This is a genomic window from Kribbella voronezhensis, from assembly GCF_004365175.1.
GTDB lineage: Bacteria > Actinomycetota > Actinomycetes > Propionibacteriales > Kribbellaceae > Kribbella > Kribbella voronezhensis.
Genome location: NZ_SOCE01000002.1, coordinates 1,035,525 through 1,058,409 on the forward strand (window position 1 = coordinate 1,035,525; position 22,885 = coordinate 1,058,409).

22 protein-coding genes are annotated in these 22,885 nt (G+C 68.1%); 13 read left to right on the forward strand and 9 right to left on the reverse strand.

What is annotated here, in order from left to right; translation table 11 throughout:
* Positions 1–3 precede the first annotated feature (3 nt).
* Both EV138_RS32045 and EV138_RS32050 read left to right on the forward strand, forming a co-directional pair.
* Positions 4–1,062 (forward strand): LLM class F420-dependent oxidoreductase, encoded by a 1,059-nt coding sequence (locus EV138_RS32045; protein WP_133983611.1) that lies wholly within the window; start codon positions 4–6, stop codon positions 1,060–1,062.
* Between the two features lie 6 nt (positions 1,063–1,068).
* Entirely contained in the window at positions 1,069–1,896 is an 828-nt protein-coding gene (locus tag EV138_RS32050) for an undecaprenyl-diphosphate phosphatase (protein ID WP_133983612.1), read from the forward strand.
* A gap of 6 nt (positions 1,897–1,902) precedes the next feature.
* Here the strand turns inward: EV138_RS32050 and corA are convergent, their stop codons facing one another.
* A complete protein-coding gene (corA, locus tag EV138_RS32055) occupies positions 1,903–2,877 on the reverse strand; it encodes a magnesium/cobalt transporter CorA (protein WP_133983613.1) in 975 nt (324 codons plus the stop codon).
* 48 nt (positions 2,878–2,925) lie between these two features.
* On the opposite strand from corA, the gene EV138_RS32060 reads away from it, so the two are divergent.
* Genes EV138_RS32060 through EV138_RS32070 form a run of 3 tightly spaced genes read left to right on the forward strand, consistent with a single transcriptional unit; the run spans position 2,926 to position 5,028 of the window.
* The gene (locus EV138_RS32060) at positions 2,926–3,654 is read left to right on the forward strand and encodes a histidine phosphatase family protein (protein WP_133983614.1); all 729 of its coding nucleotides are present in this window, start codon (positions 2,926–2,928) and stop codon (positions 3,652–3,654) included.
* Positions 3,655–3,667: 13 nt separating this feature from the next.
* Positions 3,668–4,240 (forward strand): DUF3090 domain-containing protein, encoded by a 573-nt coding sequence (locus tag EV138_RS32065; protein ID WP_133983615.1) that lies wholly within the window; start codon positions 3,668–3,670, stop codon positions 4,238–4,240.
* Positions 4,237–5,028 (forward strand): SCO1664 family protein, encoded by a 792-nt coding sequence (locus EV138_RS32070; RefSeq protein ID WP_133983616.1) that lies wholly within the window; start codon positions 4,237–4,239, stop codon positions 5,026–5,028. The genes EV138_RS32065 and EV138_RS32070 overlap by 4 nt, the downstream gene beginning before the upstream one ends.
* Here EV138_RS32070 and EV138_RS32075 read toward each other — a convergent pair.
* The gene (locus tag EV138_RS32075) at positions 5,025–5,741 is read right to left on the reverse strand and encodes a DUF6882 domain-containing protein (protein ID WP_133983617.1); all 717 of its coding nucleotides are present in this window, start codon (positions 5,739–5,741) and stop codon (positions 5,025–5,027) included. The genes EV138_RS32070 and EV138_RS32075 overlap by 4 nt on opposite strands.
* 100 nt (positions 5,742–5,841) lie before the next feature.
* Between EV138_RS32075 and mshC the strand changes: the two genes are divergently transcribed.
* Positions 5,842–7,062 (forward strand): cysteine--1-D-myo-inosityl 2-amino-2-deoxy-alpha-D-glucopyranoside ligase, encoded by a 1,221-nt coding sequence (gene mshC, locus EV138_RS32080; RefSeq protein WP_133983618.1) that lies wholly within the window; start codon positions 5,842–5,844, stop codon positions 7,060–7,062.
* 284 nt (positions 7,063–7,346) lie between these two features.
* Here mshC and EV138_RS32085 read toward each other — a convergent pair whose 3' ends face one another.
* A complete protein-coding gene (locus EV138_RS32085) occupies positions 7,347–8,192 on the reverse strand; it encodes a PAC2 family protein (protein ID WP_133984618.1) in 846 nt (281 codons plus the stop codon).
* 320 nt (positions 8,193–8,512) lie between these two features.
* Between EV138_RS32085 and EV138_RS32090 the strand changes: the two genes are divergently transcribed.
* The 7 genes from EV138_RS32090 (at position 8,513) to EV138_RS32120 (ending at position 17,243) form a co-directional block, all read left to right on the forward strand.
* Positions 8,513–9,163 carry an HAD family hydrolase gene (locus EV138_RS32090; RefSeq protein WP_133983619.1) on the forward strand — a complete coding sequence of 217 codons (651 nt, stop codon included), beginning with the start codon at positions 8,513–8,515 and terminating at the stop codon, positions 9,161–9,163.
* A 133-nt stretch (positions 9,164–9,296) separates the two neighbouring features.
* Entirely contained in the window at positions 9,297–10,868 is a 1,572-nt protein-coding gene (locus EV138_RS32095; protein WP_238158522.1) for an ABC transporter substrate-binding protein, read from the forward strand.
* 214 nt (positions 10,869–11,082) lie between these two features.
* Positions 11,083–12,081: an ABC transporter permease gene (locus EV138_RS32100; RefSeq protein WP_238158523.1), complete on the forward strand. Its 999-nt coding sequence runs from the start codon at positions 11,083–11,085 to the stop codon at positions 12,079–12,081.
* A 59-nt stretch (positions 12,082–12,140) separates the two neighbouring features.
* Positions 12,141–13,901 carry an ABC transporter substrate-binding protein gene (locus EV138_RS32105; protein WP_133983621.1) on the forward strand — a complete coding sequence of 587 codons (1,761 nt, stop codon included), beginning with the start codon at positions 12,141–12,143 and terminating at the stop codon, positions 13,899–13,901.
* A gap of 90 nt (positions 13,902–13,991) precedes the next feature.
* Positions 13,992–15,005 carry an ABC transporter permease gene (locus EV138_RS32110; protein ID WP_133983622.1) on the forward strand — a complete coding sequence of 338 codons (1,014 nt, stop codon included), beginning with the start codon at positions 13,992–13,994 and terminating at the stop codon, positions 15,003–15,005.
* Complete coding sequence (locus tag EV138_RS32115; RefSeq protein WP_133983623.1) at positions 15,002–16,033, forward strand: ABC transporter ATP-binding protein; 1,032 nt, start codon at positions 15,002–15,004, stop codon at positions 16,031–16,033. Before EV138_RS32110 ends, EV138_RS32115 begins: the two co-directional genes overlap by 4 nt.
* A gap of 76 nt (positions 16,034–16,109) precedes the next feature.
* Positions 16,110–17,243 carry an ABC transporter ATP-binding protein gene (locus tag EV138_RS32120; RefSeq protein WP_238158524.1) on the forward strand — a complete coding sequence of 378 codons (1,134 nt, stop codon included), beginning with the start codon at positions 16,110–16,112 and terminating at the stop codon, positions 17,241–17,243.
* Positions 17,244–17,303: 60 nt separating this feature from the next.
* On the opposite strand, the gene EV138_RS32125 is transcribed toward EV138_RS32120, so the two are convergent.
* From EV138_RS32125 to EV138_RS32150, 6 genes are all read right to left on the reverse strand, one after another.
* Positions 17,304–18,446, reverse strand: a complete 1,143-nt coding sequence (locus EV138_RS32125; protein WP_133983624.1) for a hypothetical protein — start codon at positions 18,444–18,446, stop codon at positions 17,304–17,306.
* Positions 18,443–18,970: a SigE family RNA polymerase sigma factor gene (locus EV138_RS32130; protein ID WP_133983625.1), complete on the reverse strand. Its 528-nt coding sequence runs from the start codon at positions 18,968–18,970 to the stop codon at positions 18,443–18,445. Before EV138_RS32130 ends, EV138_RS32125 begins: the two co-directional genes overlap by 4 nt.
* A 65-nt stretch (positions 18,971–19,035) precedes the next feature.
* Positions 19,036–19,728, reverse strand: coding sequence for a response regulator (locus EV138_RS32135; protein ID WP_133983626.1), 693 nt, complete (start codon positions 19,726–19,728; stop codon positions 19,036–19,038).
* The gene (locus EV138_RS38440) at positions 19,725–21,050 is read right to left on the reverse strand and encodes a sensor histidine kinase (RefSeq protein WP_133983627.1); all 1,326 of its coding nucleotides are present in this window, start codon (positions 21,048–21,050) and stop codon (positions 19,725–19,727) included. The genes EV138_RS32135 and EV138_RS38440 overlap by 4 nt, the downstream gene beginning before the upstream one ends.
* A 153-nt stretch (positions 21,051–21,203) precedes the next feature.
* The gene (locus EV138_RS32145) at positions 21,204–21,989 is read right to left on the reverse strand and encodes a hypothetical protein (protein ID WP_133983628.1); all 786 of its coding nucleotides are present in this window, start codon (positions 21,987–21,989) and stop codon (positions 21,204–21,206) included.
* Positions 21,986–22,708: an ABC transporter ATP-binding protein gene (locus EV138_RS32150; RefSeq protein ID WP_133983629.1), complete on the reverse strand. Its 723-nt coding sequence runs from the start codon at positions 22,706–22,708 to the stop codon at positions 21,986–21,988. The genes EV138_RS32145 and EV138_RS32150 overlap by 4 nt, the downstream gene beginning before the upstream one ends.
* Positions 22,709–22,885: the final 177 nt, after the last annotated feature.

A 22,885-nucleotide genomic window follows, 5' to 3' on the forward strand; every position in this document is an offset into this window, starting at 1 on the left:
GTCATGCGACTCGGACTCAACATCGGCTTCGTCCTCGGCGGCGACGATCATCTGGATCATCTCAGGCTGGTGAAGGAGGCCGAAGCGCTCGGATTCTCGGTCACCTGGGCCGCGGAGGCGTACGGCTCGGACGCGGCCACGCTGCTGACCTGGATCGCCGCCCAGACCTCGACCATCGACGTCGGCGCGGCCGTCTTCCAGATCCCGGCCCGTACGCCGGCCATGACGGCGATGACCGCGGCGACCCTCGACCGGCTGTCCGGCGGCCGGTTCCGGCTCGGCCTGGGAGTTTCCGGACCGCAGGTGTCCGAGGGGTGGCACGGTGTGCCGTTCGCTCAGCCGCTGCTCAGGACGCGTGAGTATGTTGCGATCGTGAACTCCGCCCTCCGCCGCGAGACCGTCGCGTTCGAGGGCAAGCACTTCACGCTGCCGCTGCCCGGCGGACCCGGCAAGGCGCTCAAGCTGTCGATCCGGCCGGTCCGCGACCACGTCCCGGTCTACCTGGCCGCCGTCGGCCCGAAGAACCTCGAACTGGCCGGCGAGATCGCCGACGGCTGGCTCGGCATCCTCAACGACCCCTCGTACCTGGGAGAGCAGTTGAACCACATCAAGGCGGGCCGTCAGACCCGCCAGGCCGGCCTCGGACTGGAGGACTTCGACGTCGTGGCGTCGGTCCCGGTCGTGGTCGGCGACGACCTCGCCGCCTGCGCGGATCCGATCCGTGGCTACACCGCGCTGTACATCGGCGGGATGGGCAGCCGGGAGAAGAACTTCTACAACGCGCTCGCGGTCCGGATGGGCTACGCCGACGAGGCCAAGGAGGTCCAGGACCTCTTCCTGGCCAAGAAGCACCGCGAGGCGATGGCCGCCGTACCGCAGCAGTTCATCGACTCCGTCTCGCTGCTCGGGCAGAAGGAGCGGATCGCGGACAAGCTCACGGCGTACGCCGAAGCGGGCGTGACGACGGTCGCGCTCACCCCGTTCGAGTCGACGGCCGAAGAGCGGATCGCCACCATCCGCACCGTCGCCGAAGCCCTCGACCACGCCGGGATCGGTGACTGACACCCCATGTCCATCTGGGACGCCATCATCCTCGGCATCGTCGAGGGGCTCACCGAATTCCTGCCCGTCTCCAGCACGGGCCACCTCACCATCGCCTCGAAGATGCTCGGCCTGAAGATCGACGACCCGGCGGTCACCGCGTTCACCGCGGTGATCCAGTTCGGCGCGATCGCGGCCGTCGTGTTGTTCCTGTGGAAAGACATCAGCCGGTACGCCGTCGCGTGGTTCCGCGGGCTGCGCAACCCTGAGCACCGGGGTGAGTTCGACCACCGGATGGGCTGGTTCGTGATCGTCGGCTCGCTGCCGATCTGCATCGTCGGGTTCCTGGCGAAGGACATCATCTCGGGGCCGCTGCGCAGTCTGTGGTGGGTCGCGGGGTCGCTGATCGCCTGGTCGTTCGTGATGGTCGCGGCCGAGCGGCTGGGCAGCAAGACGCGGCCGTTGGAGAAGATCACGCTGATCGACTCGATCGTGATGGGCGTGATCCAGTGCCTGGCGCTGATTCCCGGCGTCTCGCGGTCGGGCGCGACGATCGCGGCCGGGTTGTTCCGCGGGCTGGATCGGGTCGCGGCGACCCGGATGGCGTTCCTGCTCGGCATTCCGGCGCTGGTGGGTGCTGCGGTCTTCGAACTCAAGGACGCCTTGAGCGGTGACGTCGGGATCGCGCCGGTGCTGGTCGGGACGATCGTGAGTTTCATCGTCGGCTATGCGTCGGTGGCCTGGCTGATCCGGTTCGTGGCCAAGCACAGCACCGAGGTCTTCGCGTTCTACCGGGTGCTGCTCGGCATCGTGATCCTGATCCTGTTGATGACCAGCACGATCACGGCCACGTAGTACGGGTCAGAGCCAGCCGGCGCGGCGGAAGGCGGCGTACATGATGGTGCAGATGACGACCATCAGCAGGAGGACGCCGTAGTAGCCGTAGTGCCAGCTGAGTTCGGGCATGTGGCGGAAGTTCATGCCGTAGATGCCGGCGATCGCGGTCGGGGCCGCGGCGATGGCGACCCAGGCGGAGATGCGGCGCATGTCGTCGTTCTGCTGGACCGAGACGCGGGCCAGGTGGGCGTTCAGGGCCGAGCTGAGCAGCGTGTCGAGCGCCTCCGTCTGGTCGGCGACCCGGACGACGTGATCGGCGACGTCGCGGAAGAACGGCGCGGCCTCGCGGCTGATCAGCGGTACGGCGGCGTGTGCGAACGACTTCATCGGCTCCCGCAGCGGGCCGATCGCGCGGAGCATCTCCAGCACCTCACGTTTGAGGGTGTAGATGCGCTCCGCGTCGCTGGTGCGTTCGGGGGAGAAGACCGAGCTCTCGACCTCGTCGACGTCGATCTCGACCGCGCCGGCGACCTCCTCGTACCCGTCGACGATCGAGTCGCAGATCGCCCAGAGCACCGCGGCGGGGCCGTGGCCGAGCACGGAGGCGCGCTCCTCGAGTTCGGCCCGGGCCGTGGTCAGCGGAGCCCCTTCGCCGTGCCGGACGGTGACGACGTAGCGCCGGCCGACGAAGACGCTCACCTGGCCGGTCTCCACCGCGTCACCGGTATCGGGGTACCAGAGGGTGCGCAGGACGACCACGATCGAGTCGCCGTACTGCTCGACCTTCGGGCGTTGGTGCGCCTTCAGCGCGTCCTCGACGGCGAGTTCGTGCAGCCCGAAGAGTTGCTGGACGCGGGTCATCTCGGCTTCGGACGGTTCGTACAGGCCGACCCAGCCGAAGCACTCCTCGTCGCCGTCGATCGCCTGCGCGACGATTTCCGGCTCCTTGGCGAGTTCCCGGCGGACCCCGTCGGCGTACACCCCGCAGTCGACGATCACCCGGCCATTCTGGCACCGAAGTTTGTCCCGACCGGATAGCGTGCGGCTATGCCCACGGTGATTCTGGTCCGGCACGGCCGCAGCAGTGCCAACACGTCCGGCGTGCTGGCGGGACGGACCCCAGGGGTGAAACTCGACGAGACCGGGCTACAGCAGGCGGCTGCGGTCGCCGAACGGCTGGCCGCCTTGCCGCTGGCCGCGATCGTCACCTCGCCGCTGGACCGCTGCAAGCAGACCGCGACCGCGATCGCGAAGCATCACGACGGGTTGCGTCCGGCAACGGATCGGCGCCTGACCGAGTGCGGGTACGGAGACTGGACAGGCAAGAAGATTCCCGAGTTGGCGAAGGATCCGCTGTGGGCGGTGGTGCAGCAGCACCCGTCGGCGGTCACCTTCCCGAACGGTGAGTCCATGCGTGGGATGCAGCAGCGCGCGGTCGACGCCGTCCGGACCCACGACGCGGCGATCGGCGCCAGCCACGGTCCGGGCGCGATCTGGGTGGCGGTCTCGCACGGTGACGTGATCAAGTCGATCGTGGCCGACGCGCTCGGCCAGCACCTGGACACCTTCCAGCGGATCGTGGTCGACACGGCGTCGGCGACGATCATCACCTACACCCCGACCCGGCCGTTCCTGGTCCGGCTGAACGACACCGGCAGCGAACTCGCCTCGCTGGTGCCGAAGCCGGAGGCGCCGAAGAAGGGCCGCGGGACGAAGAGCCGGAGTACGGGAAAGTCCGCAGTACAGTCCTCGGACGCCGTGGTCGGCGGCCGGTAGATAGGGTTTGGGAATGGCGCGCGTAGTGCATTCGTATGACGATCCGGACCGGTTCGTCGCCGGCACCGTCGGTGAACCCGGTGCCCGGACCTTCTTCCTGCAGGCCAGGGCCGGGACCAGGATGACGTCGGTGGCCTGTGAGAAGGAACAGGTGATGGCGCTCGCGGAGCGGCTCGACGTGATGCTGGACGAGGTGGCCCGGCGGTTCGACCGCGATCCGGTCACGCCGGTCGGTGCCGACGACACCGACCCGCTCGAGCAGCCGATCGAGGAGGAGTTCCGGGCCGGCACGATGACGCTGGCCTGGGAGGCCGACGCCGAGAAGGTCGTGATCGAGGTGTTCGCCGTGGTCGCCGCCGACCCGGCCGAGGAGGAGTCCGACCCGGTCGCGGCGGCGCTGGAGTCCGACGACGCCGAGGTGTTCATCGTCCGGATCAGCGAGGAGCAGGCCCGGGCGTTCGCCCGGCGTGCGGTCGCGCTGGTGGCGTCGGGTCGTCCGACCTGCCCGTTCTGCGGGCGGCCGATCGACCCGGAGGGACACATCTGCCCGCGCGCCAACGGTTACCGCAGGCACGTTCCGGAATGATCGATCTCGACCTGCTCCGCAGCGGGGAACTGTCCCTGCACGGACGGTTGGTGGCCGCTTCCAACGGCACCTTCCAGGGCTCGGTGAGCCTCGGCGGCGACTCGGCGACGGTGGTCTACAAACCGGTCCAGGGCGAGCGGCCGCTGTGGGACTTCCCGGACGGCACGCTGGCCCAGCGCGAGTACGCGGCGTACGTCGTATCGGAGGCGCTCGGCTGGTCCGTGGTGCCACCGACCCTGCTGCGCGACGGGCCGCTCGGCGAGGGCATGGTGCAGCTGTGGATCGACGAGGTCGAGCGCGAGCCAGGCGAGACCGAACTGGTCGACATCGTCCCGCAAGGCCGCGTGCCGAAGGGCTGGGTCGGCGTACTGGACGCACTCGACGGCCGGCACAACCCGGTCACGCTCGTGCATGCGGAGGTCGATCCGTTGCGGCGGATGGCCGTATTCGATGCCATCGTCAACAATGCCGATCGCAAGGGCGGGCATGTGCTCGACCCGGGTGACGGGCGGGTGTTCGGGGTCGACCACGGCGTCACGTTCAACGCGGACGACAAGCTGCGGACGGTGTTGTGGGGCTGGGCCGGCGAGCCGGTGCCGGACGAGTTGCTGGAGGACGTACGGAAGCTGGCCGATCAGCTGGCGGGCAAGCTCGGGCAGGAGTTGGTCGAGCTGATCACGGCGGTCGAGCTCACGGCGACCCGCGAGCGGTGTGCGACGTTGCTGAAGACGGGGATATTCCCATTGCCGAGCGACGACTGGCCGGCGATTCCCTGGCCGGCGTTCTAGTCCGCTGCTGGGCTGCCGGGCTCGACGGTTGTGCGTTCGAGTCGGCCGCGGCTGTCGAAGGTGGCCGTGATGGTGCTGCCGTCGGGGCCCTGCCCGGAGATGGCGTCCGGCGTATCGGCGTACTGGATGTTGAAGTGTTTGAAGTAGCCGCGGACGACCCGGCGGTGGTCGGCCGGGAAGGCGCCGACCGCGGCCAGCAGCAGGCGCGGCGTGGCGATCGGGTCGAAGCCCGCCGTGGGGAGCTTGCTGTCGTCGACATGCAGGTAGACGGCGCCCTGGCCGTCGTTGATCGCGGTCGACCAGGTGCCGTGCCCGCCGAGGACGACGCCGGCCGCGATGGCCAGGGTGGTCGCTGCTTGGTGTGGCGCGGGGAACTTGCTCAGGTCCGGCTCGCCGGTGGTGAACTCGATGATCCCGTACTGCGTGCCGAACTCCCGGATCCGCAGCGTCGGCGCGATCGCCCGGTCGGTCTGTTCGAAGCTCGGATTCGCCCAGCCCCACAACCAGGTCCCGGTGACGTGCGAGAAGCTGCCGAGGAGCGAGACGCCGTCCAGTACGCCGTCCGGGCCGGTCAGCGTCCTGGCTTCGAGGTCCGCCCAGCGGTTGCTCGGGCCCAGCGTGGCGTTGAAGAGGTCCTGCTGCTGGATCGCGGCAGCCGCCACGGTCGCGCCGAACTTCTGGAACGCTGGGCTGAAATCATCGGACGTGTTCATCGCGGCGGAGGCTAGCCGATGAACGGGTGCGCGCGCTCGCCGATCCGGGGATCGGAACCGGATCGTGGCGCGAATTCGCTGACTGGATAGGCTCCGTCCCATGCAGGCGTGGACGAAACCAGAAATCCCGGTCGTACCGGGGCCGGCCCGGCGTCTTCGCCTCTACGACACCGCTTCGGGCGGCCTGGTCGAGGTGCCGCCGCCGGCCGACGGGCCCGCGCGGATGTACGTGTGCGGCATCACGCCGTACGACGCGACGCACATGGGGCACGCTGCGACGTACGTCACATTCGACCTGATCAACCGGCTCTGGCGAGACGCCGGGTACGACGTGCACTACACGCAGAACATCACCGACGTCGACGACCCGCTGCTCGAGCGAGCCACCGCGACCGGCGTCGAGTGGACCGAGCTGGCCGAGCGCGAGATCCAGCTCTTCCGCGACGACATGACCGCCCTCCAGGTGATCCCGCCGCAGGACTACATCGGCGTGGTCGAGTCGATCGACCTCGTCACCGGGGCGATCGAGGACCTCCAGCGGGCTGGTGCGGTGTACTCCGTCGACGACGATCTGTACTTCGCTGTGAAGGCCGACCCGCGGTTCGGCGGCGTGTCGGGGTACGACGTGGAGACGATGCGGGCGTTGTTCGCCGAGCGTGGCGGCGACCCCGGTCGGGAAGGCAAGCGGGATCCGCTCGACAGTCTGCTCTGGCGCGCCGAGCGACCAGGGGAGCCGGCTTGGGATTCGCCGTTCGGACGGGGCCGCCCGGGGTGGCACGTGGAGTGCTCGGCGATCGCTCTGAAGCATCTGGGGATGACGTTCGACGTACAGGGTGGTGGGTCGGACCTGATCTTCCCGCACCACGAGATGTCGGCCAGCGGGGCGCAGGTGGCGACGGGGAAGCATCCGTTCGCGCGGGCCTATGTGCATCAGGCGATGGTCGGGCTGGACGGCGAGAAGATGTCGAAGTCGAAGGGCAACCTCGTGCTGGTCTCGCGAGAGCGAGCCGCCGGGACGGACCCGATGGCGATCCGGCTTGTTTTGCTCGCGCACCACTACCGGACCGACTGGTTCTGGACGTCGTCGGATCTGCTGGCTGCGCAGGAACGTTTGGATGTCTGGCGTGGGGCGGTCTCTCGTGGCACCGGTCCGGATGGCGCGGCGGCGGTCGACGCCGTGCGAGCCGCCCTCACGAACGATCTCGACACGGTGGCTGCGTTGGCAGCGGTGGACCAGTGGGCCGAAACCAACGGCGACGATGCGACCGCACCGGCGTTGGTGGCTGACGCGGTAGACGCTTTGCTGGGGATCAAGCTCTAGTTTCGCGGTGGGCTTCGCGCCTCCTACGTCGGCCGCTCAACCCACCCCGAAACGCCGCTCCTGCGTGGCGGCTGGGAGTTTCGGCGTGCGGCACCAACTCGGATCCCACGCGTCCTGCGCTGCCTGGAAACAAACTTGCATATACGCACGAAAAGTTTCCAGTCACGGCGAAACGTGCCCCGAGGACTACGCAACCGGTCGATTGAGCCGCGACGGGGCGCGTCCCGGGATGAGTCGAGCGGCCGACGAAGGAGGCGCGACGGGGCGGTTGTTCGGCGTACGGGCTACTCCGGCCGGTCTGTGTTTCTGCGTCGTAGGTAGCGTTCGAATTCGGCGGCTATGGCGTCGCCGGTGGCCTCGGGGAGGTCGGTGGTTTCGCGTTGTTCCTCGAGGGACTGGACGTACTCGGCGACCTCGGGGTCTTCTTCGCTGAGTTCGTCGGCGCCTCGTTGCCAGGCGCGGGCCAGTTCGGGGAGTTCGCCTTCGGGGATCGGGAGGTCGAGGAGGGCCTCGATCTTGCCGAGGAGGGCGAGCGACGCCTTCGGGCACGGGGTGCCGGCGATGTAGTGCGGGATCGCGGACCAGATGGAGACCGCCGGTACGCCGAGGGTGCCGCACAGGTCGGCGAAGACGCCGGTGATGCCGGTGGGACCTTCGTACGTCGACGGCTCCAGGCTCCACGACGCGGTGAGTTCGGGGTCGGACGACGAGGCGCTGACCGGGATCGGCCGGGTGTGCGGGGCGTCGGCGAGCAGGGCGCCGAGGACGACGACCAGTTGGGCGTTGGAGTCGTCGACGAGTTCGAGGAGTTCGCGGCAGAACCCGCGCCAGCGCATGTTCGGCTCGATGCCGCGGATCAGCAGGACGTCGCGGCCGGTGTCGGTCGGGCGGGCGAGGAAGACCCGGGTGGTCGGCCAGGTGAGCCGGCGGACGCCGTCGGAGTCGAACCCGACCTGCGGCCGGTTGACCTGGAAGTCGTAGTAGTCCTCCGGGTCGATCGCGGTGACGAGTTCGGCGTCCCACTCGTCGATGAGATGGTCGACTGCGCCGGTGGCCGCCTCGGCGGCGTCGTTCCAACCCTCGAACGCGGCGATCACGACCGGGTCCCTCAGGTTCGCGAGATCTACCACTCCCGCCACCCCCTTGTCCTAGTCGTCTCCTGATGACTCCCGGCCCGGCCGGGAGCAGGGTGCCAGCCTACGTCCATCACCCACCGCGCGCGGCTGCTTTCACCCGCAGCGGAAGTGTCGCCCGTACGCCGCGCGGAAGCGTCACCAGTACGCCGGGCGCAAGCGTCACCAGTACGCCGACAGCGCGCCGCCCCTCGTACAGCGGCCGGCGTCGCCACTACGCCGAATGGAACTGCCCACCAGTACGCCGGACAGCGCGCCGCCTGTCGCAAGGCGGACCCGGCGTGCGGGGGGCGACAGGGGCAAGGGAAACTTGGGTCATGACACTGCGAGCGGTGCTCTGGGACATGGACGGCACGCTGGTGGATTCGGAGCCGGTCTGGGCGCGGGTCCAGATCGAGCGGCTCACCGCACTCGGCGCGACCTGGACGGTCGAGGACTGCGTCGCTCTGGTCGGCAGCGACCTGAGCCACGCGGTCGACGTGTGGATGTCGCGCATTCCGGCCGGCGCGATCGAGCCGGAGGAACTCGCGGAGCGGATGTACGGCGAGGTCGTCGCCGCCCTGAAGGAAGAGGTCGTGTTCCGCCCGGGTGCGCTCGAGCTCCTCACGGCGCTCAAGGCCGAGGGCATCCCGTGCGCGCTGGTCACGGCGTCGTACCGGGTGATGATCGACGCCGTACTGTCGCATCTGCCGCCCGACCCGTTCGACGTGATCGTCGCCGGCGACGAGGTGAGCAACGGCAAGCCGCACCCCGAGCCGTACCTGACCGCGGCCGCCGAACTCGACGTGGACCCGGCCGACTGCCTCGTGATCGAGGACTCGCCGGGTGGAACAGCAGCTGGTACGGCGGCCGGCGCGTTCGTCCTCGCCGTACCGCAATGGGTCACGATTCCGGCGGCACCGCGTCGGCTGGTCGCCGAGTCACTCGAACAGTTCACTCCGCAGGCTCTCCGCGAACTCCTGGCGTGAGCCCAGCAGGCGGCGGTGCGCCTGCCGCGCAGTACCGTCTTGGTGCTAGGGAGGGCCGGGAGGTAGCGTTTCCAGGCCCTCCGGGGGCAGCCGCGATCACGGGCGGGGTCGCGAAGTCGAGAGGGTGGAATTGGTGAACGCGGTGAAGCGCCGGGCGGTGGCCGGCGTACTGGTGGGATCGCTGGCCGTAGTACTCACCGGATGCGGGAAGACCGACCATCCGGCCGGCCAGGGCAGCAGCACACCGGCGCCGAAGGACATGATCCTCAAGGTCGCGACCGCGGACACGGTCACTTCGCTCGACCCGGCCGGTCCGTACGAGATCGGCTCCCGCACGCTGCAGGCGAATCTCTACCAGACCCTGCTGACCATCACCCCCGACAAGCCGACCCCGGTCCCGGACGCGGCCGACTGCCAGTACGACGCTCCGACGATCTACACCTGCAGCCTCAAGAAGGGCCTCACGTTCCCGAACGGGCACGAGCTGACGTCCTCGGACGTGAAGTTCAGCTTCGACCGGATGGTCCGGCTGAAGACGCCGGGCGGCCCCGCCGCTCTGTTCGGTTCGGTCGCGTCGGTGACCACTCCCGACGAGCTGACCGCGGTGTTCAACCTGAAGAAGCCCGACGCGCGCCTTCCGTACCTGCTCACGACGACCGCCGCGTCGATCGTCGACGAGGAGTACTACCCGCCCTCGAAGCTGCTCAACGACCGTGCGATGGGCAGTGGGCCGTACCAGCTGACGTCGTACAAGGCGGGCCGGCAGGCGGTGCTGGCCAAGTTCACCGGCTACCGCGGTGCGCGTGGAGCCTTGAACGACGGTGTCGAGGTGAGCCTGGTGCCGGACTCGGCAGCGCTCACCCAGGCCGTCACCACGGGCAAGGCGGACCTGGCGCTGCACGGCTTCGGCCCGACCGACCTGGACAAGCTCCGCTCGGGCGACAAGGTGCAGGTGGTCGAGGCGGAGTCCGCGGAGACCCGGTTCTTCTCCTTCAACTTCAAGTCGCCGGTCGCCCGCAGACCCGCCGTACGCCGGGCTGTCGCGCAGCTCGTGGATCGCCCGGCGCTGGTCAAGAAGGCGTACGCCGATCACGTCACGCCCTTGTACTCCGTGGTCCCGCCGGGGTTCGGCGGTCATGTCGACGCCTTCAAGGCGGAGTACAAGGAGCCGAACAAGGCAGCGGCCACGAGCATCCTGCGCGAGGGCGGCCTGGCCGGCGTGGTCACGCTGACTCTCGGCTGGACCCCGAGTCACTACGGCCCTGGCGCCCGGGCAGAGGCGCTGGAGCTGAAGCGGCAGTTGGAGGCCTCGGGGCTGTTCAAGGTGAACCTGCGAGGCGTCGAGTGGCCGCAGTACCAGCAGCTGGTGAAAGCCGGAGCGTTCGACCTGTACCACGCCGGCTGGACCCCGGAGTACCCGGACAGCGACGACTACCTGGTGCCGATCGTGCGGGAAGGCGCGGTGTTCCAGAACGCCTACCGGTCACAGAACGCCAACAAGCTGATGGATCAGGAGATCGCGGAACAGAACAACCTCGACCGCGAAGAGTTACTGCAGAACCTGCAGCGGGTCCTGGCGCACGACGTACCGGCGTTGCCGACCTGGCAGGGGCGGCTCACCGTCGCGGCCGGCAAGGACGTCGAGAACGTCGGCGCGAGCCTGAATCCGCTCTCGTTCGTGTACTTCTCGCCACTGCGGAAGTGACCTCGGTTGTGACACTGCGCGAGCCGGTGGCGACTACCGGTGTAACACCATGCTTTACTGCGAGATGTCCACGATACGGGACGATTTCCTAGTCATCACGATCGGGCAACGCACCCATTCCGGCGTTTGACTCCGGACGGTTATGGCGGCAGGTTTAGGCGGCAGCCGCTACGCGTGGCTGACGACCAACACTTCGGACAGGGGTAGCTATCGCGTGACCACACCACTCGAGGTCGAGCCCGGGGGAGCGGCGGCGGGAGATCCGGAAGCCATCTTGGCCGGCACCACCCGGATCGAGGGCCGTTCGCTGTGGCGGATCTCCTGGACCCGGCTCAAGCGCGACAAGGTCGCGATGGCCGGTGCGGTCATCATCGGGCTGCTGATCCTGATGGCTGTCTTCGCGCCGTTGATCGTCAAGGTGCTCGGTGACCCGCCCAACGAGTTCCACCAGGACCTGATCGACACCAAGACCGGCACGCTGGCGCCGATCGGCACCTTCGGCGGCATCAGCTGGGACCACCTGATGGGACTGGAGCCGGTGAACGGCCGGGACCTGTTCAGCCGGGTCGTCTACGGCTCGCGGATCTCGCTGCTGATCGCGTTCTTCGCCACCCTGCTGTCGGTCGCCATCGGTACGACGATGGGTGTCGTGGCCGGCTTCTTCGGTGGCTGGGTCGACGCGGTGATCAGCCGGCTGATGGACATCTTCCTGGCGTTCCCGCTGCTGGTCTTCGCGATCGCGCTGGCCGGCGTGATGCCGGACGAGGCCTTCGGGCTGAAGGGCAACACGCTGCGGATCGTGCTGCTGATCTTCATCGTCGGCTTCTTCAACTGGCCCTACATCGGCCGGATCATCCGTGGTCAGACGCTGTCGCTGCGCGAACGCGAGTACGTCGACGCCGCCCGCAGCCTGGGCGCCCGGCGGCCGTACATCCTGTTCACCGAACTGCTGCCGAACCTGCTCGGCCCGATCCTGGTGTACGCGACGCTGCTGATCCCGACGAACATCCTGTTCGAGGCGGCGCTGAGCTTCCTGGGCGTCGGTATCCGCCCGCCGACGGCGTCCTGGGGCGGCATGCTCTCCGACGCGGTGACCTTCTACACGATGCCGTACTTCATGTTGTGGCCCGGCCTGGCCATCTTCATCACCGTCCTGGCCTTCAACCTCTTCGGCGACGGTCTGCGCGACGCCCTCGACCCGAAGGCCCACTAGTTTCACCAAGAAGTCCCCGTTTGACCTAGCTCCTGAGAAGAAGGGGTGGATCGGAAACGATGAACACCAGACGAATCAAGACAGCGATCGCCGCTACCGCGGTGCTCGCGCTGTCACTGTCTGCCTGTGGGGGCAGCAGCAACAACAGCGGCGGCTCGTCGGGCGGTGACACCGCGAAGGCCGAGTTCAACGCAGCGATGACGAAGGTGTTCAACGCCTCCGACAAGAAGGGCGGCATCGTCAAGTTCGCCGACGAGGGCGCTCCCGACTCGGTCGACACCGGCGACACCTACTACGGCTACAGCTGGAACATGGTGCGGCTCTGGTCCCGTTCGCTGACCATGTTCACGGTCGCACCGGGCAAGGACAGCAGCAAGCTGGTCGGTGACCTGGCCGAGGGCCTCGGTACGCCGAGCGACGGCGGCAAGACCTGGACGTACAAGATCCGCAAGGGCCTCAAGTACGAGGACGGCACCCCGATCACGTCCAAGGACGTGAAGTACGGCGTCTCCCGGTCCACCGACAAGACCGTCTTCCCCGACGGCCCGGCGTACTTCGACTCGATGCTGAACTGGCCGGCCGGCTACAAGGGCCCGTACAAGTCGAAGGGGATGAACACGGACTCGGCGATCTCGACGCCGGACGACACCACCATCGTGTTCCACCTCAAGTCCGCCTTCGCGGGCTTCGACTACCTGGCGATGACGCCGCAGTCCGCTCCGGTGCCGGAGGCCAAGGACCAGGGCGCGAAGCAGAAGCAGCACGTCATCTCGTCCGGCCCGTACATGTTCGCCGCGTACGCCGACGGCAAGAGCTTCACGCTGAAGCGCAACCCCAACTGGGACCAGGCGAGCGACCCGAACCGCAAGGCGCTGCCGGACGGTTACGAAATGTCGCTGAACGTCGACCCGGAGGACATCGACAACCGGCTGATCTCCGGTGACCTCGACATCGCCAGCGCAGGCACCGGTGTCTCGGCCGCGAGCCAGAGCCGGGTGCTGGGCGACCCGACCCTGAAGGCCCGTGCCGACAACCCGACCCTGGGCCGGCTCTGGTACACCTCGATCAACCCGACGGTGAAGCCGTTCGACAACATCGAGTGCCGCAAGGCCGTCGAGTACGCGATGGACAAGACGTCCTACCAGACCGCGTACGGCGGCGAGTTCGCCGGCGGTTCGCTGGCCACCACCCTGCTGCCGCCGGTCATCCCGGGCTACAAGCAGTTCGACCTGTACCCGACCCCGGACGGCAAGGGCGACCTGAACAAGGCCAAGGAGTCGCTGACCAAGTGCGGTCAGCCGAACGGCTTCGCGACCAACATCTCCTACCGCAACGAGCGGCCGAAGGAGAAGGCGACCGCCGAGGCCTTCCAGCAGCAGCTGGCCAAGGTCGGCATCAAGGTCACGGTCAAGGGCTTCCCGAAGAAGGACTACTTCTCCACCTACGCCGGCAACCCGCCGTACGTGGCGAAGAACGGTCTCGGCCTGGTCGTCAACGGCTGGGGCGCGGACTGGAACGACGGCTTCGGCTTCCTGTCGCAGATCACCGACTCCCGGGTCATCCGCGAGACCGGTGGCTCGTCGAACACCAGCGTGCGGATCCCCGAGGTCGACAAGCTGCTCGACCAGGCGCAGGGCGAGCTCGACACCGCCAAGCGTGAGAGCGACTGGTCCGTCATCGACCAGAAGGTGATGGAGCAGGCGGTCATCTACCCGGGCGTCTACGCCAAGAGCCTGCTGATCCGCGGCAAGAACCTGACGAACGTCTTCGTCAACGAGCAGTTCGGCATGTACGACTACCTGTCGCTGGGCAAGCCGTAAGCAGTTCCGTCTTCTTCAGATTAGGTAGGTGAAGGCACTTGGTGGCCGGTCCGGGGGAATCCTCCGGACCGGCCACCGACGCCGAGGTTCGTGGTCACATACATCATCAGGCGGCTGATCGCCGCGGTCGGTCTGCTGTTCGTCGTGAGCGCCATCACGTTCTCGATCTTCTACCTGGTTCCGAGGCTGGCCGGCGCGACGCCGGAGACCCTCGCGACCAGGTACGTCGGGCGGACGGCGACCGCGGAGACCGTCAAGCTGACGGCGCAGAACCTCGGCTTCTACGACCCGATCGTGGTCCAGTACGGGCACTGGGCGAAGGGCATCTTCGTCGGTGCGAGCTACGACATGGGTGCCGAGGTCGAGCACTGCCCGGCGCCCTGCCTGGGCTACTCGTTCATCACCCGGCAGCCGGTCTGGCCCGATCTGCTCGACAGAGCGCCGGTGACGTTGTCGCTGGCAGCGGGCGCTTCGGTGCTCTGGCTGCTGGCCGGCGTCTCCATCGGCGTCCTGTCGGCGTTGCGGCGAGGATCGCTGTTCGACCGGGCGGCGATGACTCTGGCGCTGGCCGGTGTCTCGATGCCGATCTTCTGGACCGGCCTGATGTCGCTGGCGTATCTGAGTTACAAGTTCGGCATCTTCGCCAACGGCGCCAGTTATCAGCCGATCACGCAGGATCCGGTGGCCTGGTTCAAGTCGCTGATGTTGCCCTGGATCACGCTCGCGTTCCTGTTCTCCGCGCAGTACGCCCGGCTGACCCGGGCCGGCATGCTCGAGACGATGAACGAGGACTACATCCGCACCGCCCGGGCCAAAGGCCTGAAGGAGAACACCGTCGTGGTCCGGCACGGTCTGCGCGCCGCGCTGACGCCGATCCTGACGATCTTCGGTCTGGACCTCGGCCTGCTGCTCGGCGGCGCGATCCTGACCGAGAAGGTGTTCAGCCTGAACGGTCTCGGCAAGTACGCGGTCACCGGCATCTCCGACCAGGACATGCCCAAGATCATGGGTGTCACCCTGCTCGCGGCCTTCTTCATCGTGATCTCCAACCTGGTCGTCGACATGCTGTACGCCGTCGTCGACCCGAGAGTGCGGCTCCAGTGACCGAGAACAACGACGCCTTCCTCCAGGTCCGCGACCTGCGGGTGCACTTCCCGACCGACGACGGGGTGGTCAAGTCCGTCGACGGACTGTCGTTCAGCCTGGACCGCGGCAAGACGCTCGGCATCGTCGGCGAGTCCGGCTCCGGCAAGAGCGTCACCAGCCTGTCGATCATGGGCCTGCACAAAGCCGGTACGGCGCGGATCAGCGGCGAGGTGCTGCTCGACGGGCAGGACCTGATCAGCTCGACCCGCGAAGAGGTCCGGTTGCTGCGCGGCAAGCGGATGGCGATGATCTTCCAGGACCCGCTGTCGGCGATGCACCCGTACTACACGGTCGGCACCCAGATCATCGAGGCCTACCGGGTGCACAACAAGGTGACCAAGGCGGTCGCCCGCAAGCACGCGATCGAGATGCTCGACCGGGTCGGCATCCCGCAGCCGGACAAGCGCGTCGACGCCTATCCGCACCAGTTCTCCGGCGGGATGCGGCAGCGCGCGATGATCGCGATGGCGCTGTCCTGCGACCCCGACCTGCTGATCGCCGACGAGCCGACCACCGCGCTCGACGTCACCGTGCAGGCGCAGATCCTGGACCTGATCCGGGACCTGCAGCGCGAGTTCAACTCCGCCGTCATCATCATCACCCACGACCTCGGCGTGGTCGCCGAACTGGCCGACGACATCCAGGTGATGTACGCCGGCCGCGCGATCGAGTACGGCTCGGCCGAGGACATCTTCGACCGGCCGCAGCACCCCTACACCTGGGGTCTGCTCGGCTCGATGCCGCGGATCGACCAGGAGCGGACCGAGCGGCTGATGCCGATCAAGGGCACGCCGCCGAGCCTCATCAACGTGCCGCCGGGCTGCGCTTTCCACCCGCGGTGCAACTATGCGCAGCTGAACGGCGGCGCGAGCGAGACCGAGGTACCGCAGCTACTTGACATCGGCGACGGCCACCGGGTCGCCTGCCACCTGTCGCCCGAGCAGCGCAAGCACGCCTGGGAGACCGACATCAAGCCGAAGCTGTGACGGCCGTCGCCCCGCAAGCCGCCGCTGGGCAGGCCCGAGCCATCACCGCCGAATCCGGGAACGACGGAGTGCCACTGTGACCACTACTGACATCGAATCGGGCACCGCGACCCCGCCGCTCGGCGAGGAGCTGCTCGCGGTGACGGGTCTGAAGAAGCACTTCCCGATCCGGCAGGGACTGCTGCAGCGCCAGACCGGCGCGGTACAGGCTGTGGACGGACTGGACTTCACCGTCACCAGGGGCGAGACGTTGTCGCTGGTGGGGGAGTCGGGCTGTGGCAAGACGACCACCGGCCGGTTGCTGACCCGGCTGCTGGAGCCGACCGACGGCACGATCGTCTTCGAGGGTCGCGACATCAGCCACCTCTCCGAGGGCCGGATGCGACCGCTGCGCAAAGACGTGCAGATGATCTTCCAGGACCCGTACGGCTCGCTGAACCCCCGGCACACGGTGGGCAAGATCGTCGGTGCCCCGTTCAAGCTGCAGCACGTGAAGACTCCGAACGGCACCAAGAAGGCCGTCCAGGAGCTGCTCGAGCTGGTCGGCCTGAGCCCGGAGCACTACAACCGCTACCCGCACGAGTTCTCCGGTGGTCAGCGGCAGCGGATCGGGATCGCCCGGACGCTCGCACTGCGGCCGAAGCTGATTGTGGCCGACGAGCCGGTGTCGGCGCTGGACGTGTCGATCCAGGCCCAGGTCGTCAACCTGCTGGAGGACCTGCAGGACGAGTTCGACCTGACCTACGTGATGATCGCGCACGACCTGTCGGTGGTCCGGCACGTGTCGGACCGGGTCGCGGTGATGTACCTGGGCAAGATCGTCGAGATCGCCGACCGGGTCAGCCTGTACGAGTCGCCGATGCACCCGTACACGCTGGCGCTCCTGTCCGCCGTACCGATCCCGGACACCAAGGGCAAGGGCGGCCGCGAGCGCATCCGGCTCACCGGCGATGTGCCCAGCCCGATCAACCCGCCGCCGGCCTGCCGCTTCCACACCCGCTGCTGGAAAGCCCAGGACATCTGCAAAACGGTCGAACCCCCGCTGCTCCAACTGGCCCCCGGCCACCAGACCGCCTGCCACTTCCCCGAGAACCAGCCCGGCGGCGAGGCCCCCCGCGTCGGCACCGCCCGTTCGATCCCGCCCGCCCGGCCGGCCGACGATCCCAAGAGCGGGGCCGCGCGCCCGGTCGACACACCACCCGCTCCATAGTTCTCGCTGTACTCACTCGACGTCCGGAGAACCCCTTGGGGTTCTCCGGACGTTTGCCGGTCAGTCGGACAGTGCCTTGCCGGTCGGGAACTGGAAGGCCGGGATGCCGTTGTCGGCGGGGTAGCGGGCGAACTTGGCGATGCTGACGGTGCAGGTGGCGTGGCTGACCGAGCAGGTGAGCAGGTCCAGTGGGGTCTTCTCCGGGTTCTTGAGGTGCTTGATGCCGATCGTCGTGAAGTGATCGTCGTCCTGCCAGACGCTGAGCGCGAGCAGGGCGTAGCCGGAGGTCAGCTTGACCTCGCCGGTGCCGTCGGTGCGGGAGACATGGGCCTCGTCGGTGCCGTCGCTGAACAGGTAGCTGCCGTCGGGGGACAGATCCCCCTCGGAGGCGTCTGTGATGGCCTTCCTCGATCCGAGCTTCGGGCCGACCGCGATACCCGAGGTGCCGCCGCCGTTGCCTTCCAGCGCATCGTAGGCGAGCAGGCCATTCGCTGCGTCGACGACGAAGTTCTGCCGCAGGCCGGCCTGGACGAGTTCGGCCTTGCCGGTCCCGAGGTTCCAGCGGTGCAGTCCGTCGAGTGCGGCGAGGTAGGCCTGGTCGTTGTCGATGGCAATGACTCGTGGCTCCCTGTCGTCGTTCGCGGGCTTGCCGGCCGTGTTGCCCACGGTGGTCCTGGCCAACTCCTTGCCCGCGGCAACGTCGTACAGGACGAACTGGCGGACGGCGTGCGTGGCGTCGACCCAGCCGACCACAGTGCCGTGGTCGCCGGCGGTCAACTCCAGGCGCTTGTTGCCCTTGCCGATCTTGGTGTCGTCGTGGCCGTCGGTGAAATAGACGTCGCCGTTGGCCGCGGCGTACGCGAAGCCCGCGTCGGTCTGGACGAAGGAGACGATCTTCGCCGGACCGACCTTGATCACATCGGCGCCGAAGTGGATGGTGTCGCCGGTCGCGTAGGTCGGACGACGGTCCTCGAAAGTCGGTACGCCGCCCACCGGCGGTTCGTCGGCCCCGGCGAGGTTCTTGGCGGTGATGACGCCGCACGCCAGAACCAGTGCGGAGACGCAGGCGACCGCGGCGACCGCGGTGGCGCGCCGGCGGCGAATGCGCCTGTTGCCGGTGGCAATGATCGCGTCGAGGTCCAGCGGCGGCTCGTCGAGGGCGGCGGCTCGCTCGGTCAGGGTGTCCTTCAGCAGGCCGGTCATTTCGCCACCACCATCTCCATGATCAGTACGGCGTCGGGGCCCAGCCGGGCACGTAGTTTCTTCAAGGCATGCGAGGTCTGGCTCTTCACTGTGCCGACAGTGCAGCCGAGCACTCGAGCCGTCTCGGTTTCGGTCAGGTCCTCGTAGTACCGAAGGACCAGCGCGGCGCGTTGCCGTGGCGGGAGCGCCCGAAGCTCTTCCCACAGCCACAGGCGGGCCGTGACATCCTCGTCGTCCCGCGCCCCGGCCAACTCCGGTACGTCGTCGCGCGGACGCTCGGCGCTCCAGGACTTGCGGCGCCACCAGCCGATCGCCGTGTTGGTGATCACCTTGCGGGTGTACGCCTCCGCGTTCGCCGAGTCGTCGAGCCGCTTCCAGGCGACGTACGTCTTGGTCAGCGCCTCCTGGACCAGGTCCTCCGCAAGGCCCCGCTCACCGGCCAGCAGGTACGCGTAGCGGTACAGCGCCTGATGCCTACTGGTGGCGAACTGTGCGAACCCCCCAGATCCGTCTCCGGTTGCCATCTGTTCCCCTTCACCTGGCGGGGCACCCGATGGCACCCCGTCTGTATCCGCCCTGACGCGATGAGCTAGCCGAATGGTTGGCCGGTGATGTGTTCGGCGTTGCCCGGGCGGACTATGCCGGTCTCGTAGGCGTGGACGATGACCTGGGCGCGGTCGCGGAGGCCGAGCTTGGTGAGGATGCGGCTGACGTGCACCTTCACTGTGGGCTCGGAGATGTGGAGTTGCTCGGCGATCTCCCGGTTGGATCGCCCGCGGGCGATCTCCAGCAGGATGTCCCGTTCGCGGTCTGTCAGGCCTTCCAGCGGTTGTTCGGCGGGTGGCTGGAGTGGTTCGGGAAGGTGTGGGGTGAACTGTTCGATCAGGCGGCGGGTGACGGCGGGGGCTACCGCCGCGGCGCCGCTCGCGACCACGCGGATGCCGTTGATGAGCTCGGCCGGGAGGGCGTCCTTGATGAGGAACCCTGAGGCGCCGGCGCGCAGGGCGGCGTACACGTACTCGTCGAGATCGAACGTCGTCAGTACCAGGATCTTCGCGGGTGAACCGCCGGCGACGATCCGGCGGGTCGCCTCGATACCGTCCAGCACCGGCATCCGGATGTCCATCAGGACGACATCGGGCTTGAGCGTTCTGGTCAGCGAGAGCGCTTCCTCCCCGTTCCCCGCTTCTCCGACCACCTCGAGATCGGGCTCCTGGTTGAGAAACGCGCGAAAGCCCAACCGCAACAACGCCTGATCATCCGCCAGCAAAACCCTGATCACGCCGTCACCTCCCGCTCAGCCGGTGCCGCTGAACTGGTCGACGGAGCACGGGAGGCGGTAGCCGAGATGGGTTGGGTGGAGGTGGCCGAGACGCTGGCGGGGGTGGTTCGGGTGGGTGGTGGGGTTGAGGTGGTGGGGTCCAAGGGGAGGTGGGCGGTCAGGCGCCAGCCGGTGGGGGTTTGGGGGGCCGCGTGGATGGTGCCGCCGTAGGCGGTGGCGCGTTCGGTGATGCCTAGGAGGCCGTGGCCGCCGGGGATCGGGGTGGGAGCGGTGGTGTGGGCACCGTCGTCGGTGATGTCGAGGGCGATTCCGGTGGGGGTACGGCGGAGGTGGACCGAGGCGTGGGCGGTCGGGCCGGCGTGTTTGAGGGTGTTGGTGAGTCCTTCCTGGACGATCCGGTAGATGATCAGGCCGGCGCCGGCGGAGAGCGCTCCCTGAGGTTCTTCGATGCTGAGTTCGACCTGCAGGCCCGCGTCGCGGACCTGTGCGACCAGGTCGTCGAGATCGGCGATACCGGGCTGCGGTGCCAGGGACTGGCCGTCGCGGAGTACGCCGACCATCCGCCGCATCTCCGCCAGCGCGGCACGGCCGGTGGTCGACGACTGGCGCATCAACTCGGTTGCCTGATTTGGATCGGTACCGGCCGTCGCGGCGGCGCCGTCGGCGAGCGCGACCATCACAGCGAGGTTGTGTGCGACGACGTCGTGCACCTCTCGGGCGAGCAGTGTGCGCTCGGCCGTGACCGCGATTCTCGCCTGCGCTTCCAGTTCCTGCTGCCGATGGCGGATCCGTTCGAGTTCGGCCTTCTCCCGCAGGCGAAGGGAGATCGCGAGCAGGCAGATGACGGCGACGATGGAGCAGACGCCGATCATGGTCGACAGGTGACCGTCGCTGGTGAGAATCGCGACGACGACCGCGGTCAGCACGGTGACGAGCGCGGGCAGGACGTGGATGATCCGGGCGTACCGAGCGAGGCCGTAGAGGGCGAAGAGCGGGGCGAAGACGAGAAAGACACCCGCGACGTCGAGCAGAACGCACAGGCCGACGAGGGCGAGGATCGACCAGAAGACCGCGACCGGCGCGCGCCGCCGCCAGAACAGTGGCAACTGGACCGCGGCGAACAACAGCCACGTCACCGCGGCGAACCCTGGCCTCGAGCCGATCGTCGCCGGTTCGGTCTGCCCGCCGACGCTCGCAGGCAGCACGATGAGCGCCACCAGCACCGCCAGACACGCGTCCACCAGCCGAGGCGGCTGCACCACGAACCACCGCCCCAACGAATCCCACCGGCCGCGCAACGAATCGCGCCAGCTACGCCTCATCAGCTCACCGAACGCTCGGCGGGTCGGTTGGCCGGTGGTTCCGGCGAGGGGTGCGGCGATGGGGCGGTGGATTGGAGCACCGGTGGACTGGAGCAGCGGTGGCTTGCCGGAACGCGTGGGTGGCGGGACAACGGGGTCACCTTCGTTCGGGGGTCAGATGTCGCGGCGGCGGAGGAGGGTCGCGGCCCAGGTCAGCATCAGGATGACCCAGCCGAGGACCACCACGGTGGAGAGGCCGGGGGAGAGCATGACGTCCGGTGCGTCGCCGACCTGGACCATCGCCTGCGAGACGTTTCGGAACATGCCTTGGAGGGCGAGGGTCGGGAAGTACGGCAACGCGGCGTGGAACGTCGTGGGCAACGCCGACACCAGCACCGACGGCAGGACCACGAGACCGAGCACGTACGCCGACAGCGCACCCGCGGTACTGCGGAGCAGCGTTCCCAGCGCGAGTGCCATCAGGCCTGCCGCCACGGTCGCGGCGGTGGCTCCGAACAAGGACCGGATGATCCCGGGATCCCCCAGAGAAGCGCGGAGAGCGCTATCTGTGAACGCTTGGTACGTCAGAAACGCGCCGAAGTACGCGACCAGCAACGAAGGTGTGGCCACCACGACAAGGATCAGCGCCTTCGCCCACAACACCGGCAGACGCCGCGGTACCGCGGTGAAGGTCGCCCGGATCACGCCCGACTGGAACTCGCCGGTCATCATCGTCAGCCCGAACACCCCGACCGCCACCGCGAACATCAGGAAACCGCCGCCCACGCTGAGCGTGGGATCGGTCGGCGTGGCGTGATTGGTGTGGCCGATCCAGCCGGAGAGAGCGCTGAAGACCACGGGGAGCGCGATCAGCACGCTCCAGTTCGTCGACGACAGTTTGGTCCACTCGGATCGGAGTACGCGCCGGAAGGTCAGCCCGTCCTGCCCGCCGGCGCTCATCGCGGACCGCCCGAGAACTCGACCGCGTCACCGGTCAGCTGGAGATAGGCCTCTTCGAGCGAGGCGTGGCCAGAGGTGAGCTCGGCCATCGGCAGATCGGCGAGCAGCCGCCCGCGCCCGACCACCACGAGTTGGTCCGCGGTGAGCGCCATCTCGCTGATCAAATGCGACGACACCAGCACCGTCCGCCCCTCCGCGGCCTGAGCGCGGAGCAGATTGCGTAACCAGTGCACGCCCGCCGGATCGAGCCCGTTCGTCGGCTCGTCGAGGATCAAGGTGGACGGTTCACCGAGCAACACCGCCGCGATCCCGAGCCGCTGGCGCATCCCGAGGGAGAACTCCGCCGCCGGCCGCCCAGCCACCGAGCTCAGCCCGACCGCGTCGAGCACCTCCTCCACCCGAGAGAGCGTGATCCCATGAGTCTGGGCCAGCGCCAGCAGAAACCGGTACGCCGTACGCCCGCGTTGCACCGGAGTTGCCTCCAGCAACGCCCCCACCTGGCGCAACGGGTCACGCAATTCGCAGTACGGCTGTCCGTCGATCGTCGCGGTCCCGCTCGACGCCTTGGCCAGCCCGAGCAGGATCCGCATCGTCGTGGACTTCCCGGCTCCGTTGGGCCCCAGGAACCCGGTCACCCGTCCCGGCCGTACGCTGAAGGTGAGCCGGTCGACCACCACGGCGCTGCCGTACTTCTTCGTCAATTCCTCGATCTCGATCATGGGACAGACGCTAGGAAACGCAGTAGGTGCGAAGCGTCCGGCGGACGTCTATTCCGCCGGCGCGCGCCGTACATCGAAAGACGTAGCCGGACCTGCGGGGTGTCGCGTTCCGGCACTCAACCGCCGCGTTCGACAATGTCGAACGAGAGTTGTTGTGCCGCCTCGCAGACACTCCTA

Excerpts from the sequence above, each read along its gene's own strand:
- EV138_RS32075 (WP_133983617.1), bottom strand. The coding sequence starts at position 5,741 with ATGAACACGTCCGATGATTTCAGCCCAGCGTTCCAGAAGTTCGGCGCG.
- EV138_RS32105 (WP_133983621.1), top strand. The coding sequence starts at position 12,141 with ATGAACACCAGACGAATCAAGACAGCGATCGCCGCTACCGCGGTGCTC.
- mshC (WP_133983618.1), top strand. The coding sequence starts at position 5,842 with ATGCAGGCGTGGACGAAACCAGAAATCCCGGTCGTACCGGGGCCGGCC.
- EV138_RS32125 (WP_133983624.1), bottom strand. The coding sequence starts at position 18,446 with ATGACCGGCCTGCTGAAGGACACCCTGACCGAGCGAGCCGCCGCCCTC.
- EV138_RS32060 (WP_133983614.1), top strand. The coding sequence starts at position 2,926 with ATGCCCACGGTGATTCTGGTCCGGCACGGCCGCAGCAGTGCCAACACG.
- EV138_RS32150 (WP_133983629.1), bottom strand. The coding sequence starts at position 22,708 with ATGATCGAGATCGAGGAATTGACGAAGAAGTACGGCAGCGCCGTGGTG.
- EV138_RS32130 (WP_133983625.1), bottom strand. The coding sequence starts at position 18,970 with ATGGCAACCGGAGACGGATCTGGGGGGTTCGCACAGTTCGCCACCAGT.
- EV138_RS32070 (WP_133983616.1), top strand. The coding sequence starts at position 4,237 with ATGATCGATCTCGACCTGCTCCGCAGCGGGGAACTGTCCCTGCACGGA.
- EV138_RS32050 (WP_133983612.1), top strand. The coding sequence starts at position 1,069 with ATGTCCATCTGGGACGCCATCATCCTCGGCATCGTCGAGGGGCTCACC.
- EV138_RS32065 (WP_133983615.1), top strand. The coding sequence starts at position 3,668 with ATGGCGCGCGTAGTGCATTCGTATGACGATCCGGACCGGTTCGTCGCC.
- EV138_RS32090 (WP_133983619.1), top strand. The coding sequence starts at position 8,513 with ATGACACTGCGAGCGGTGCTCTGGGACATGGACGGCACGCTGGTGGAT.
- EV138_RS38440 (WP_133983627.1), bottom strand. The coding sequence starts at position 21,050 with ATGAGGCGTAGCTGGCGCGATTCGTTGCGCGGCCGGTGGGATTCGTTG.
- EV138_RS32145 (WP_133983628.1), bottom strand. The coding sequence starts at position 21,989 with ATGAGCGCCGGCGGGCAGGACGGGCTGACCTTCCGGCGCGTACTCCGA.
- EV138_RS32045 (WP_133983611.1), top strand. The coding sequence starts at position 4 with ATGCGACTCGGACTCAACATCGGCTTCGTCCTCGGCGGCGACGATCAT.